The organism is Prolixibacter sp. NT017 (genome assembly GCF_009617875.1).
GTDB lineage: Bacteria > Bacteroidota > Bacteroidia > Bacteroidales > Prolixibacteraceae > Prolixibacter.
Genome location: NZ_BLAV01000001.1, coordinates 700,384 through 715,405, shown reverse-complemented (window position 1 = coordinate 715,405; position 15,022 = coordinate 700,384). Strand labels below are relative to the sequence as shown.

Below are 15,022 nucleotides of genomic sequence, written 5' to 3'. Positions count from 1 at the left end.
GACCATGAAAAACCTCCGAAAATCATTACAAAACGTTTCACAGGTTACCTTACGCAGAGTGTTGATGTTGTTTTACGCCGTTGGCCTCATCGGATTGGTTTTTCCTGATTCACGGCCATTTTTCCAGGCCATCACACCCATTTTTCTGGTTGCAACCATCGTTTTGCTATATCTCTTCGAGGAAAATCCGACCCCAGTATTGTATATCGCATCGTTTCTGGTCTTTGCCATCGGTTTCTTCGTTGAAGTAATGGGCGTAAAAACAGGACACGTTTTCGGAGTGTATGAATACGGCACTACCCTCGGCCCAAAACTCTTTGAAACGCCCATTATTATTGGTGTTTTATGGCTGATTCAAATCTACTGTGTTTATACGATATTAGAACCATTTTCATTTCCATTATGGCTGAAGGCGCTTATCGGAGCCGTTATATTGGTCGTATTCGATTTGATACTCGAACCGGCAGCAGTTAAAACCGGAATGTGGAACTGGAGCAATGGCGAAGTGCCGTTTCAAAACTACCTGGCGTGGTTCATCACGTCAGTCGTGATGCTCGATCTGTTCCATCTGTTTCGTTTAAAAACAAAAAATCATATGGCCTTGCCATTAATGGCGATACAGCTCGTATTTTTTCTTTTCCTCGGAATTTTGCTGTAATCATGGGAATTCTGCTAGCCGTCATTATCATCCTCTTCTGGGCTACACACCTTCTCTATTCCCTGCTTTATGTCCAGACTACCATGGCAAACCCGTGGATGTGGTTTCATATGCTGGTTCAGGGATACCTGTACACCGGTCTTTTCATCACGGCTCACGATGCCATGCACGGCACAGTTTCCGCTAATCGGAAAATCAACAATTCACTGGGCTGGCTCGCAGCCTTTTTGTTTGCAGGCATGTTGTTCCCAAGACTCCGCCGCAAGCACATGCTTCATCATCAATTTCCGGGTACGGAAAAAGACCCCGATTTCAATGAACGCCATCAGAACTTCTGGCTCTGGTGGTTTGGCTTCATGAAAAATTATGTCACCTGGTACCAGCTAATCATCATGGCAGTACTGTTCAATCTGTTGGCTATTATCTTCCCTCAACCGGCAATTTTCACTTTCTGGGTCATCCCGGCTTTTCTGGGAACACTGCAACTTTTCTATTATGGAACTTATATTCCTCACCGGAAACCACATACACCGGACATGGATATTCACCGGACCCGAACGCAGAAACGCAACCATCTGAAAGCCATGCTTACCTGCTATTTTTTTGGCTACCATCACGAGCATCATCTGTTTCCACGTATTCCCTGGTGGCGACTCTACCAAACAAAAGAGCAACAAACATGATAAAAGCAAAACATCTCTTTTGGCAAACTAATTTCTTCAATGTTTATGTACCGCTCATCCTCCGATGGGACTTTAGTAAAGTAACATTCGTCAACCAACCTCCGGTTTCAGATGAATCGATTCTGTTAATCGGCAACCATTTTTCGTGGTGGGACGGATTCATCGCTTATCACCTCAACCGGAAGTTTTGGAACAAGCGCTTTCATGTGATGATGCTGGAAAAAGAGCTTACACAACGGATGTTTCTGAACAAAGCCGGCGCTTACTCCATCAACAAAGGCAACCGCAGCATCCTGGAAACCATGAACTACACAGCCGAACTGCTGCAGGAACCCGGCAATTTGGTGGTCATCTACCCACAGGGAAAAATTCAGTCAATATATAACCGCTCTTTTTCTTTCGAGAAAGGAATCAGGTTCCTGACTGACCGGAGCAACCTTAATTTCCGGATTGTCTACTACGTGGCTATGGTCGATTATTTTTCCAACCGCCGCCCCGGACTGTATCTCTATTTTCAGGACAAAGGCCTTTCCGGAAATTCTTCCTACCCGGACATTGAGAATGATTTCAACCACTTTTACCGTGACTGCATTGCTCAGCAAACTAACCAATAAGGATGTACCTATTTGCAACCATATCGTTTGTATTCCTGTGTTTACGGCTTATCATCGCCGTTCTGAACTTCCTTACCCGCCCAACGAATTTCGCGTCTTCCCTCCCGGAAGAAAATCCAAGGGTATCAATTCTGATTCCGGTCCGCAACGAAGAACACAACTTACCGGCTTTACTCGAATCGCTCAGCAAGTTGACTTACCCGGATTATGAAGTCATCATCTGCAACGACCATTCCACAGACGGTACAACTGATATTCTGTACGAATTCACGCAACAAACAGAAAATTTTCGATGGTTCACCAGTGAAGAACTTCCCGCCGGATGGCTGGGAAAGAACTTCGCCTGTCACCAGCTCGCCGAAAAAGCAGCCGGAGATTACCTGCTCTTCCTCGACGCAGATGTCCATGCTCAACCCGACTTTCTGGCGCCCCTTATTAGCCGGGCCGTGGAGGCAAAACTTTCACTCCTCTCCATCTTTCCCCGACAGGTTATGCATTCGCAAGGGGAAAAATCAACAGTCCCGTTAATGAACTGGATATTGCTTAGCCTGCTGCCCTTGCCTCTAGTCAGGTTATCGAAGAAGACTTCGCTGGCGGCTGCCAATGGCCAGTTCATACTATTCGAAGCAGGCAACTACCGTGAAAATAGATGGCATGAACAGGTAAAAGTGGAAAATGTAGAGGACATTTTAATTATGAAAAGAATGAAGAAAGCAGGCTATCCGACAGAAGTGCTGGCAAACTTCGGTGCAGTTTCCTGTCGAATGTACTCCTCCTGCCGGGAAGCAGTGGAAGGTTTCTCGCGTAATATTCATCAGTATTTCGGAGGTAGCTCAGCCATTATGTTGCTCTTCTGGTTGCTCACCGTTCCGGGAATTTTGCTGGCCTTGTTGATGCTTCCAGTAACAGGAATGTTCATATTAATCGGGCAAATTCTTCTTTTGAGAATTATCATCTCGTTACACAGCGGCCAGTCAGTTTGGACCAACCTCTACTATCATCCGGCACAAATGGCTGCCTTAACAAACATCATCGCCCGGAACCTTCTGGGGAAACACAAAAAAACCGTAAAATGGAAAGATCGGGAAATACCTTTTGGCTGACAGTGTGTTTTCTTCTGGTTGCCGGTCTGTCCAACGCTTTTCCGCAAGAAAAACAACCGAAAGAAACACCTCTTGATTCCATCCGGCATCAAATAAAAACCAGCTATCTTCAAAGTAAAATGGACAACTGGCCGTCGCTCATTGACCAACTTGAGCGCCAGCCAGGGTCAGATGATTTCAACTTCATTTTTACGCTCTGTCAGGCCCAATATGGCTATATTGGATATCTCCTTTCGGAAAAAAAGAAGAAAGAAGCCAAACAGCGCATCGAAAAGACAATGACAATTCTGGATCAGGCCATTATTCAATACCCGGATTCAGCAAAACTCTATACTTTAAAAGCAGCTCTCATCGGTTATCAAATAGGTTTAAAACCATGGAAAGCGCCTTGGTTGGGGCCACAAAGCCAGGAAAACATTGAGCTGGCTAAAAAGTTAGATCCAAAGGAACCTAGTGTATGGTTTGAAGAGGGAAACAGTTACTTCTTCCGTCCGACTATTTTTGGTGGCAGTCGCGAAACAGCTATCCGGAATTATGAAAAAGCCTGGAAATTGATAAATGCCGAACCAGATGCGAAAAAAAACTGGTTCTATTATTATGTCGGGGCGTGGCTGAGCAACGCATATCTGGAAGAGAACCGAAAAAAGGAAGCAAACAATTTATTGAAAGAACTACTAACCGAAGCCCCCGATTTCAAATGGGTTAGTGAAGAGTTGCTTCCGCGAAGCAAGTAATGACAGTTTTCAACAGAAAGCAACCGTCATAAAACTTGAAAAAACAATAAAAAACCTTAGTAAATTAAGGGAATACACAACATTTTCTTAATTTAATGGTTGGCATATTTTGCACCGAAGACAGAAAAGAAAAAAAAGAAAATGGATAGCACTATCAGGAAAAATAAAATCATTGACGCATTAAAACTGGAACTTCGCTGGCATCCGGAAGCAAGGCTAGCGGATCTATATAAAAACTTCTTCCAGGACCGTTATGGCCCCGGCCATCTGGTAGAAGATGTCGACCGTGCGTATGACTACCTGGAAAGAGAGGTCAGAGAAGCGAAACAGTTTGATGTTCCCGATTTGCTTCCTCTGGGTTACCGCCAGCAGTTTTTCAGAGTTAACCTGAAACTGCTGAAAGAAGATGTTATTCCAATCGAGGTCTTTTTTCCGCTTTTCCTGGAAAGTGCGCAGTCCGTGAATCCACCTGAAATAACGGAGTGGAGAGCAGAGTGGAATGATATTCTCGAAATTATCAGGGAAATCACACCTGCGCTCAACAATTTTGCCGAAGACGAAAAAGCGCTCGAAGACCAGCTGCAAAGTGAAAATTACGTGGGGCATCACAGCCAGGTTTACGAAAAGCTTTACCACCCGCATTACCGGCTGCTGGATTTTTCGCGCGCCAACTTTCTGAAAAAACGGTATCTATAAAATGATTATTCTGCTACTTCTTTGTACCTAAAGCAATCTACCAGGTGATCATTCACCATGCCGGTAGCCTGCATGTGTGCATACACGATAGTAGGCCCAACAAATTTAAACCCGCGCTTTTTTAAATCCTTTGAGATTTTTACCGACAGCCGAGTTTGTGCAGGAATTTCATTCAGTTTCTTCCACTTGTTCTGAATCGGTTTCCCGTCAACAAAGCTCCAGATGTATTTATCGAACGACCCAAATTCCTCCTGCACTTTCAGGAAAGCCTGCGCATTGGTAACGGCAGAATTAATTTTCAGACGGTTGCGAATCAGATCGGGGCGTTGCAGCAGTTCTTCGATTTTTGCTGCATCATAACGGGCAACCTTTTCCGGATCGAACTGGTCGAAAGCATCCCGGTAGGCTTCACGCCGTTTCAGAATAGTTATCCAGCTCAACCCGGCTTGGGCTCCTTCCAAAATCAGGAATTCGAACAGTTTCCGATCATCATGGACCGGAACGCCCCATTCTTCATCGTGGTAACGGATATAAATATCTTCGTTGGTACTCCAGGAACATCGGTGCATCATGGCTTGTTTTTTGTTGTAAGGTAAAATTAAAAAACCATCAGGTACGAAACACCTATAAAATGTTATTTTTGTTCATCATATAATCCGGGATTCTTGCCGATGAAAAGACTGATTTCACTATTATTTCTTGTAATGAGCGTGTTGCCGGCCATGGCCCAGCTCAACACCGACCACTATTTTTATGTCGGCAAGAGTCGAATATATTTTGGCAACTACGTAGGCGCTATCGAAAATTTCAATATCGTTATTAAACTGAAGCCTTACCTTCCCGAGCCTTATTTTTATCGGGCTGTTGCCAAATATTACCTCGAAGATTACCGTGGAGCCAAGGAAGACCTGGACAAAGCAATTTCCATCAAGCCTTTTTACCCCGAAGCCTACATGGAGCGCGGTATGGCGAACCACGAACTAGGTGATTTGAAAGCAGCCATAGCCGATTACGATAAAGCAATTCAACTCGATAATGACAATGCCGCCATTTACAACAACCGCGGAATTGCCAAGGTGTCGATGGACAGCATCGATTCCGGAATTGCAGATTACACCAAGGCGATAGAGCTCGATCCGACAATGGCCAATGCCTATTTGAACCGAAGTTCGGCCAAGCAAATGAAAGGAGATTTGGACGGTGCCATTGCCGACTGTAACAAGGCTATTCATTTGCGTCCTCACTTTGCCAGCGCCTGGCTGATGCGCGGTATTGCCAAATTTGAAAAGGAAGATTATGCCGGTGCATTAAAAGATTACGACATCTGTATCCGACTGGATTCTAAAATGGCACAAGCATTTGTCAACCGCGGAATTGTCAAACACAAACTGGGTGACCCTGAAGGTGCAATTATCGACTATGACATGGCCATTAAGCTGAATCCGAATATCGCGGTAGCCTGGTTGAACAGGGGGATCGCCCGGGAAACACTGGGAAGGCCCGGAGCAAAACAAGATTACGCGATGGCAAAACAGCTCGACCCACGTTTTGCCGAACAAGAAAGAAGATACGAAGAAGAACAGCGTCGTCAACAACAGCAATACTACGCTTCGGCTGGTTCTTCATCCTCACAGAAAAAAAGTCAACAACAAGGAAAACAGACAGCACAAGCAGGAAGCACACAACAGCAAAATACGGCCGCCAAAGTCGATTCGACTTCAACTAAATCTTCTGTGCAGGCTGGCAACACATTGGCTGCAGCTGACTCAACCAGCAATAAATCGAAAGCAACCGGCCCATACACCCGAAAACGCCGCCGCCGCCTCATCGTGGTGGATGATGAAGGAGACGTGAAAGAAACGGAAATAACCGATGGCAAAGTTCAAAACCGGAATGTCATCATCAAACTGGAGCCGGATTTTTCCATCTCGATGTTCCACAAAGACTCGGTTGATTACGACAAGCTGCAGTATTACAGCATGACCATCGATGCATTGAACCAAAAGAATCACAACGACCCATTCCTGGTTATCACGAACAAGCCGGCAAGAGACAACGACTGGCGCATGCAGCAATACCGCGATCGGATAGCACTGGAAACTGCCATTCTTCAAACCAATCCAAAAGACGAAAGGGCTTATTTGAACCGGGCGATTTATTACGCTTTGGATAACAAATTCAACGAGGCAATTCAGAATTATGACAAGGTGATTTCTCAGGATTCGCATAACCTGCTGGCCTACTTCGGCAGAGCGACAGCCCGCATGCAAATGACCGATTATATTCAATCATTGAATACGTTGCCAGAGCCCGAGACCATCAATCTAGGTGGAAAAAACGCCGCTTCACAGAACAACAAACCGAAGACACAGGAACAAATACTCGACTACGAAAAAGTCATCAAGGATTACGAAACGGTGATTTACATGAATCCAAAATTCATCTTTGCATGGTTCAACATGGCCAATACCAAAGTGAAGAAAAAAGATTATTACAGTGCCCTGGATGACTATTCGAAAGCCATTAAGCTCGAGCCTGACTTTGCGGAAGCCTATTTCAACCGGGGGCTGACCCGGATTTATCTGAACGATATCGATGGCGGCGCGTTGGATTTGAGTAAAGCTGGTGAGCTGGGAATTGACGAAGCCTACAGCATTATCAAACAATATTGCAATTGATGTATGGACAACTATCGGTTGAAAAATCTTTCAGATGATGAATTAAAGCGTAAAATCAATCAACTGCGTGCACTTATCTGGGCCGCAGTGGGCCTGATCATAGCGCTTGAGGTTTTTCTGCTGGCAACCGGGCGTAGTAACGTCCTGCTGGTCGTACTACTGTTTCCATTGACACCATTTATCCTGCGTTCGAACAAGTACTACCGGGAATACCGGAAAAGAAAAGGAGAATTATGAGCAGCAACCAGCCTCTTGCTGAACGTCTGCGCCCGAAAACATTGCATGATTATATCGGGCAACAACACCTGGTCGGTGAAAATGCCGTCCTGCGCAAAATGATTGAATCAGGAAATATTTCCTCGATCATTCTATGGGGGCCGCCTGGAGTAGGAAAAACTACACTGGCCAAAATTATTGCGAATACACTGCACCGGCCGTTTTATGTGTTGAGTGCCATTAATTCAGGCGTAAAAGATGTTCGGGAGGTCATTGAAAAAGCGCAAAAACAGCAATTTTTCTCCTCGCCCAACCCGATTCTCTTCATTGATGAGATTCACCGGTTCAGTAAGGCCCAGCAGGATTCGCTACTTGGAGCCGTAGAACAAGGAATCGTGACTTTGATTGGTGCTACTACGGAAAACCCTTCGTTCGAAGTTATTTCTGCACTTCTCAGTCGCTGCCAGGTATATGTTTTAAAATCACTGGAAAAAGAAGACTTGTTGACTCTCCTCAACCGGGCATTAACCGAAGACACCGAGCTGTCCAAAAAGAAAATCACGGTAGAGGAACATGAATCATTGTTGCGTTATTCAGGCGGCGACGCACGAAAACTGTTGAATATCCTCGAAGTCGTTCTCAATGCAGAAGAAGGTGATGAATTTGTGTTGAACAACGAAAAAGTCACCAACCGTTTGCAGGAAAACTTGTCGATGTACGACAAGAAAGGCGAAATGCATTACGATGTAATTTCAGCCTTCATCAAGTCGGTTCGTGGCAGCGATCCCGATGCAGCCGTTTATTACCTCGCCCGCATGCTCGACGGTGGCGAAGACATCAAATTCATCGCCCGGCGTCTCGTTATTCTGGCATCCGAAGATGTCGGGTTGGCCAATCCCAATGCACTACTCCTGAGTCAAAGCACGTTCGATGCCGTCCACAAAGTCGGTATGCCCGAAGCCCGGATCATCCTTTCGGAATGCACGATTTACCTGGCCACCTCGCCCAAAAGCAATTCAGCTTACGAAGCCATCGACAGTGCCCTGGCAGAGGTTCGGAATTCCGGTCATCAGCCGGTGCCGCTGCATCTGCGCAACGCCCCAACCAAGCTGATGAAAGAATTGGGCTACCAGAAGGGTTATAAATATGCTCACTCGTACGACGGGAATTTCGCTGAACAGGATTTCCTTCCGGAGAAACTTCGTACGAAGCGATTCTATCATCCGCAAAACAACCCGGCAGAGCAGAAAATTCTGGAGCGATTGAAGCAATGGTGGAAACAACGTTTCACAAAATAATTCAGTAATCTGAATTTCTTTTGGTTACGAAAACAAATCAAATTCAGTCAGAATTTACGGGTTTTTCACTACCATTGCAGTCCCGTTTACGGCATACAAATGTTTGATATCGGGATAGTTTGAATAAGAAAGAACAAGTACATTACCATGATTTTTAACGGAATTGACCATATCCGGCACAAAGAGAGCGACAATTTCTTCCTCCTGGCCGGCCCCTGCGCCATTGAAGAAGAAACCCTGGCGCTGAAAATTGCAGAGCGTATTGTTCGTATCACCGACGACCTGAAAATCCCATACATTTTCAAAGGCTCCTACCGGAAAGCCAATCGGTCGCGCCTCGATTCCTTCACCGGCATCGGCGACGAAAAAGCGCTGAAAATTCTGCGTAAAGTGAACGAAACGTTCGGTGTTCCCACTGTTACCGATTTCCACAGTGCACCTGAAGCGGCTATGGCAGCCGAATATGTCGACATGTTGCAGATACCGGCATTCCTCTGCCGCCAAACCGACATCCTGGTAGCAGCTGCCAAAACCGGCAAAGTCGTCAACATTAAAAAGGGACAATTTCTTTCGGCCGAAGCCATGAAATTTGCGGTAGATAAAGTGAGAGAATCCGGTAACCCGAATGTGGTCATCACCGAAAGGGGAAGCACCTTTGGGTACCAGGATTTGGTAGTGGATTATCGCGGCATACCGGAAATGAAGGAAACCAATGAGTGCCCGGTTGTGATGGACATCACACATTCACTGCAACAACCCAACCAGTCATCCGGAGTTACGGGAGGAAAGCCCGAGCTGATTGAAACGATTGCCCGGGGAGCTATTGCGGTGGGCACGGACGGTTTGTTCATAGAAACACATCCCGATCCGGCCAGTGCCAAATCGGACGGAGCCAATATGCTCCACCTCGACAAACTGGAAAACATGCTGAAAAGGCTCACCATCCTGAGACAAGCCGTTAATCAGCTATAAAAATATTTTCCGGAAAGGAACAGATTAGCAGGAATGCGGGTAACTTCCCTTTCCTGCTTTTTTAATGGAAGAACATATAGGAAATCAGGATCGCTGCGACGATACCTGTAAAATCGGCAATCAATCCGCAGGTTACCGCATACTTGGTATTCTTGATACCAACCGAGCCAAAGTAGACAGCCAAAATATAAAAAGTCGTATCGGTTGCTCCCTGCACGGTGGACGCTACCCGCCCGACGAATGAATCGGGACCGTAATTTTTCATCGCATCCACCATCATGCCCCGTGCGCCGCTACCACTCAACGGTTTCATCAAAGCGGTGGGCAATGCATCCACAAAGTCGGTGTTAATTCCCATTGAATGAAATATCCAGGCAATCCCGCTCGTTATAAAATCCAGCGCCCCTGAAGCCCGGAACACGCCAATAGCAACCAGAATGGCCACCAGGTACGGAATAATTTTAATCGCTGTCGAAAAGCCGTCCTTTGCCCCCTCGATGAAGGTTTGATACACGTTGATTTTCCTGACGACTCCCAACGTGATGAATGCGATAATGGTGGAAAACAGAATCACATTGCTCCCCACCTGCGAGTAAAGTGTCACCTGGTCTTTCGACAGAGTCGACATCCAGGCAATCATACCGACAATCAAAAGTGTCAATCCGCCAAGATAAGCCAGAATCACTTTATCGTAAAGTTTGATGCGCTGGTAAATGGAAACGCTGATAACACCGGCCAGCGTAGAAAAAAATGTGGCCAGTAATATGGGAATAAAAATATCCGCCGGATCGGCCGCTCCCAATTGTGCCCGGTACACCATCACCGATATGGGAATGAGCGTTAACCCCGACGTATTCAATACCAGGAACATGATCTGCGGATTCGAGGCAGTCTTCTTCGATGGATTGGTCGCCTGCATCTCTTTCATGGCCTGCAATCCCATCGGAGTAGCTGCATTGTCCAGTCCCAGCATATTCGCCGCCAGATTCATCATAATAGAACCATAAGCCGGATGGTCTTTCCCCAAATCGGGAAACAGCTTATTGAAGAAAGGCCCGATAAGACGGGAAAAAATCTTCACTACTCCCCCTTTTTCACCTATCCGCATGATTCCCATCCATAGAGTTAAAACGCCGGTTAAACCAAGAGAAATTTGGAATCCGGTTTTGGCCATATCAAAGGTGGATGCTACCATATCGGTAAAAACCGAGGTGTCTCCAAAGAATATGAGTTTGACCAAACCGAAAACAAATGCAGTAAGAAAAAAGAAAATCCAAATGTAATTCAATGCCATAAAAAGCGTTTTATATTTCAGGATGGGTCCGGATGAGGTAACAATTTGTTACTGCCGGAGCGGAATCAGGCGTAAATTTAAAAAAATCCGGGAGCATATCTTTACCAGAATCGGGTAGCTTTCATAATTATTCTGCGATAATTGCTTTTCGCGAAAGAAATATCCGTAGAGTCTACAAGAAAAGATACTGGTTGTCAAATCATTTTCATGAAATTGTCAGTTTTAACAACTGACAACGAAACGTTATTGCGTCTTTTCCCGTCAAGTAGATAGATCGCAACGGCGGGAAGAAATTCCGGATTCCGCCTGATTAATACGAATAAAAAATATACTTTGGCTTAAGGAACCTGTTTGATTTTACTTAAAAATGAATTATATGAAATACATATCTGTCCTTTCATTGCTTCTGTTATTCACCGTCAATGCTTCAGCGCAATCCGAAAACTGGTCGTTTGCGTTGTCAATGGGTGGCGCCTGGCCAGTGAATGCCTTCAAAAACAATAATCCGGACAATGTGAAAGCCGGTCATGCCGAAAAAGGTTTCAACATGACGCTTGAGTCGAACTACGCACTCCAGGATAATCTGTCGCTCACCGGAATGCTCAATTTCGGCAACAATCCGGTCAACCGGGATGGCGTTGGCACCAGGCTGGAAAACATGTTCAAACAGAACTACGACATCACCGCAGCTGAGCGGGATTACCTAAAACTAAATTCCAACTCATGGCTTTGGGGAAGTATTTTGGTAGGGCCGAGATACAGTATCAATTTCAACACCTTCAGTTGGGATTTTCAGGCGCTGGGAGGCGTAAATGTCAATTTGGTGCCCAACCAGCAGCTTACTTATGACAATCCGAATAATAACTGGTTTTATATCAATCATGCCACCAACCGGAATAACCTGGCATTTGCCTGGAAAGCAGGAACAGCTCTGCGCTTCGCCGTCTCTCCACGAACAAATTTACAGGTTGGCCTGAGCTACTTTCAATCGTCTGCTAAAATTTCCCGCGAAGAAAAAGAAGTAGATAAAGGAACCGGCACCAATCTTACCAGAGCCATCCTAAGCGAGGAAAGTAATCACTACACGCTTTCTACTCTGAATGCTACCATTGGGTTCGTTTATTATTTGGACATTTAATCAATTGAATAAACGAGAAGGAAATTATTCGTCTACTCCTCTGTCTGTAAACAATATCTCAGTAATAAAATAAAGAGAAAATGAAATGAGGGAAACCAAATGGTCTCCCTCATTTTATTTATTTACGAACTAGTTAACTATTCAAGATATTTTCGCTCGAAACTAATAGCAACCTGATCTTCCTGACCAGCAAAAGCACCTTGCAACTCAGTGATTTTCAACAGACCATAATAAGTAATTGTATTAGTATCAACGATTCTGACTGTTTTGTAGATATAATATTCGTCTACCGTAGCATCATTTACTGTAGTGACAGCAACTCCGGAATTAAACTCATCTTCAATCGTGTTTACATCGGCTGTGGTATAAACTGCCTCAGTAGTCTTGACAAATTCCGCACTTCCAAGTGACGTAAATCCTACAGATTGTCCGGGTACAACAACCCTTGCAATATCACTAGAATCAACATTCGAGACTTTCACAAACGCACCATCAACAAAATCATAAGCCATAGTATCCTGGCTGAGCGTGAAATTGTCAGAGGCGGGGAAAGTGTACTTACCAACCACAAACGAAACAGAATGACTTACCGAACCATTTGCATTAGTAGCAGTTACGCTGTAAGTCACCGTATCTCCCTCGGCAAACTCATCACCACTAAAAACAATATCATCACTACTCACATCCCAGCCACCGGTTTTGGATACCTCAACCGCTGAACCACTGTTTATTTTTTGCATAACAGTAATTGCATCAGGAGTAGTCGAAGCCGCATCTATTTCGTAGGTAATGGTATCATTCACAGAGTTTAGAATTACTGCACCAGGCTCAGATACAGACAGCGGATCCATCATAGTGAAAATTGCATACGCATATGAAACATAACCATTGATTGTCGCTGTAAACTCAACCTGTTTAGTATCATCTACAGATGAAATTCCGAGCTGAGATTTTGTCGCAGTAAAAGTTCCTTTTCCACTAGATAAAGAAACAGTCACACCAACATTTGTATTTACTTCTGTAGCGGTCGCATCTGCCTCAATACTAGCTGAGGCTCCTGGATCCAGAAGATAAACATTCGTATTCTGGACAATAATGTCTGTACGATTTGGATTATATTCCCAGTTATTATCTTCTTCGCATGAAGCAAAGAACAGGGCAAGAACTGGTAACAAAAGAAATATTTTCTTCATCATGATTCAATTTTATTAATATCCGGGATTTTGAGTTAAAACACTTTGTCCGTCAGCCACAGAAAGGTCAATCTGTGTTTGCGGAATCGGGAAATACTCGTTCTTACCGGCCGTAAAACTGGTACCGGAAAGGTGAGTTCGCTTGGTAGATTCTTCAGCCAGATATGCGTTCATCACATCAGCAGCTATGCCCCAACGTACCAGGTCGAAGAAACGCATACCTTCCATCGCAAACTCGAGACGCATTTCCCACTGCACGGCGCGCAAAGCGTATGCCTGATTGGGGAATGACGTATACGGCTCAACATCATAGTTGGCAGCAGGTGTACCATCATCAAATTTGACAACAGAACTATTCTTCGCACGATTACGAATCTGGTTGACCAGATTCATCGCTGTACCCAAATCGTTTTCCTGGGCAGCTACTTCAGCACGCCACAGAATAACGTGAGCCAAACGATACATGCGATAGTTGTTTGCATTAACACCGGTTGCCCAACCGGAAGTAGTTGACAACGTTCCTCTTTCCGATTTCAGGAACATGTTTTTCTTATACAAATAAGGACCACCGTTACCAACGTCACGAACCCAGGTTTTATTTCCCTGAACACCCCAGTCAAGATAAGGAATACCAGGACGCCCAACGGTAAAATCCAAACGCGGGTCAACCGGATCAGTATACGTATTAGTTAAGATAACATCTCCTGAAGCATCCAGACTTGGAATATCTGAATTATTGAAGGTATCGAATAATGGAAGACCATTCGCATCTACCTTGTACGCATTCACCAGGTTTTGAGAAGGCTGGTGGAATCCGCAACATACACCAATATCCGGTGCATACGGGAAGTTCAGTGCGTCACCATAACCTCCGTTGAACGATTCAGGAGCACCATCATTCACTGAATACTGCACCTCAAAAATCGATTCTTTGTTGTTATTATAGGCAATCAGGTAGTTCTGCTGAAAATCATCCATCAAAACAAACGGACCATTATTAATAACATCATCCAACAACGGCTTGGCTTCGCTGTACTTTTCTTCGAACATGTATACTCTGGCTAAAGCGGTCTCTGCGGCCCATTTGGTAGCGTAACCAACATTAGATTCTGATTCGTTGAGGTTTTGTACTGCGAATTGGAAGTCCGCTTCGATTTCCGGCCACAACATGTGATCATTCGGAACAGCTTCGGGTGCCTCTGTATTCTCATCGATATAAGGCACTTTTTTGTAAGTACGGGTCATATCGAAATAGAAGTGCGCACGCAGGAAACGAGCCTGACCCGCAAACCACGCTTTCTTATCCGCCGATACAACATCATCCGGAGTTGCGGCAATCGCTCTCAACACATCATTACAGCGTGAGATACCATCATACAATGCATGCCATTTGTCCGATACATAACCGTTAGTTGAAGTAACTTCAAAACGCTCAATCGGATTGATAGTCGACTGGTCACCAGCTTCCGATCCTTTATAAGCATCGTCAGAAGCGACCGATCCCCACACCCAGTTCGATACGGAACCGGCCCAGGCGTAGGTACCAGCCCATCCGGCATCGGTACCTTCACCGTCAAGCGCAGCATACGCTCCAATCAACAGAGCATTCAATCCCTTCTCATTATAGAACTGGGAAATTGATGCGGCACCTTTTGGTTTTAATTCAAACCAGCTGTCGGAGCAGGAATAAAATGTTCCGACAACAGCCAATAAGGTTAGGAAAATTATCTTTTTCATAATGAATT

15 protein-coding genes are annotated in these 15,022 nt (G+C 45.0%); 11 read left to right on the top strand and 4 right to left on the bottom strand.

The annotated features are described in order from the left end of the window. The first annotated feature begins 4 nt into the window (after window positions 1–4). From GJU87_RS02855 to GJU87_RS02830, 6 genes are all read left to right on the top strand, one after another. Complete coding sequence (locus GJU87_RS02855; RefSeq protein ID WP_153638122.1) at window positions 5–658, top strand: carotenoid biosynthesis protein; 654 nt, start codon at window positions 5–7, stop codon at window positions 656–658. A gap of 2 nt (window positions 659–660) precedes the next feature. Beyond that, complete coding sequence (locus GJU87_RS02850) at window positions 661–1,341, top strand: fatty acid desaturase (RefSeq protein ID WP_153638121.1); 681 nt, start codon at window positions 661–663, stop codon at window positions 1,339–1,341. Continuing rightward, window positions 1,338–1,955: a 1-acyl-sn-glycerol-3-phosphate acyltransferase gene (locus GJU87_RS02845; RefSeq protein ID WP_153638120.1), complete on the top strand. Its 618-nt coding sequence runs from the start codon at window positions 1,338–1,340 to the stop codon at window positions 1,953–1,955. The genes GJU87_RS02850 and GJU87_RS02845 overlap by 4 nt, the downstream gene beginning before the upstream one ends. Window positions 1,956–1,957: 2 nt before the next feature. Beyond that, a complete protein-coding gene (locus tag GJU87_RS02840) occupies window positions 1,958–3,058 on the top strand; it encodes a glycosyltransferase family 2 protein (protein ID WP_153638119.1) in 1,101 nt (366 codons plus the stop codon). Then, complete coding sequence (locus tag GJU87_RS02835; RefSeq protein WP_153638118.1) at window positions 3,028–3,792, top strand: tetratricopeptide repeat protein; 765 nt, start codon at window positions 3,028–3,030, stop codon at window positions 3,790–3,792. The genes GJU87_RS02840 and GJU87_RS02835 overlap by 31 nt, the downstream gene beginning before the upstream one ends. A gap of 141 nt (window positions 3,793–3,933) precedes the next feature. After that, a complete protein-coding gene (locus GJU87_RS02830) occupies window positions 3,934–4,488 on the top strand; it encodes a hypothetical protein (protein ID WP_153638117.1) in 555 nt (184 codons plus the stop codon). Between the two features lie 5 nt (window positions 4,489–4,493). Here the strand turns inward: GJU87_RS02830 and GJU87_RS02825 are convergent, their stop codons facing one another. After that, on the bottom strand, window positions 4,494–5,060 hold the full coding sequence (locus tag GJU87_RS02825; RefSeq protein ID WP_153638116.1) for a DNA-3-methyladenine glycosylase I: 567 nt from the start codon (window positions 5,058–5,060) through the stop codon (window positions 4,494–4,496). Window positions 5,061–5,159: 99 nt separating this feature from the next. Between GJU87_RS02825 and GJU87_RS02820 the strand changes: the two genes are divergently transcribed. The 4 genes from GJU87_RS02820 to kdsA all read left to right on the top strand — a co-directional run bounded on the left by GJU87_RS02820 (window position 5,160) and on the right by kdsA (window position 9,652). Beyond that, window positions 5,160–7,166, top strand: a complete 2,007-nt coding sequence (locus GJU87_RS02820) for a tetratricopeptide repeat protein (protein ID WP_146142046.1) — start codon at window positions 5,160–5,162, stop codon at window positions 7,164–7,166. 3 nt (window positions 7,167–7,169) lie between these two features. Beyond that, window positions 7,170–7,403, top strand: a complete 234-nt coding sequence (locus GJU87_RS02815; RefSeq protein WP_106543302.1) for a hypothetical protein — start codon at window positions 7,170–7,172, stop codon at window positions 7,401–7,403. Beyond that, window positions 7,400–8,680: a replication-associated recombination protein A gene (locus GJU87_RS02810; RefSeq protein WP_153638115.1), complete on the top strand. Its 1,281-nt coding sequence runs from the start codon at window positions 7,400–7,402 to the stop codon at window positions 8,678–8,680. The genes GJU87_RS02815 and GJU87_RS02810 overlap by 4 nt, the downstream gene beginning before the upstream one ends. A gap of 147 nt (window positions 8,681–8,827) precedes the next feature. Further along, on the top strand, window positions 8,828–9,652 hold the full coding sequence (gene kdsA, locus GJU87_RS02805; RefSeq protein WP_153638114.1) for a 3-deoxy-8-phosphooctulonate synthase: 825 nt from the start codon (window positions 8,828–8,830) through the stop codon (window positions 9,650–9,652). 61 nt (window positions 9,653–9,713) lie between these two features. On the opposite strand, the gene GJU87_RS02800 is transcribed toward kdsA, so the two are convergent. Further along, a complete protein-coding gene (locus GJU87_RS02800) occupies window positions 9,714–10,946 on the bottom strand; it encodes a nucleoside recognition domain-containing protein (protein ID WP_106543305.1) in 1,233 nt (410 codons plus the stop codon). A 376-nt stretch (window positions 10,947–11,322) separates the two neighbouring features. On the opposite strand from GJU87_RS02800, the gene GJU87_RS02795 reads away from it, so the two are divergent. Then, complete coding sequence (locus GJU87_RS02795; protein ID WP_194831424.1) at window positions 11,323–12,084, top strand: outer membrane beta-barrel protein; 762 nt, start codon at window positions 11,323–11,325, stop codon at window positions 12,082–12,084. A gap of 137 nt (window positions 12,085–12,221) precedes the next feature. On the opposite strand, the gene GJU87_RS02790 is transcribed toward GJU87_RS02795, so the two are convergent. Together GJU87_RS02790 and GJU87_RS02785 are read right to left on the bottom strand one after the other, a co-directional pair. Next, window positions 12,222–13,280: a hypothetical protein gene (locus GJU87_RS02790; RefSeq protein ID WP_153638112.1), complete on the bottom strand. Its 1,059-nt coding sequence runs from the start codon at window positions 13,278–13,280 to the stop codon at window positions 12,222–12,224. Between the two features lie 12 nt (window positions 13,281–13,292). Continuing rightward, window positions 13,293–15,014 carry a RagB/SusD family nutrient uptake outer membrane protein gene (locus tag GJU87_RS02785; protein ID WP_153638111.1) on the bottom strand — a complete coding sequence of 574 codons (1,722 nt, stop codon included), beginning with the start codon at window positions 15,012–15,014 and terminating at the stop codon, window positions 13,293–13,295. Window positions 15,015–15,022: the final 8 nt, after the last annotated feature.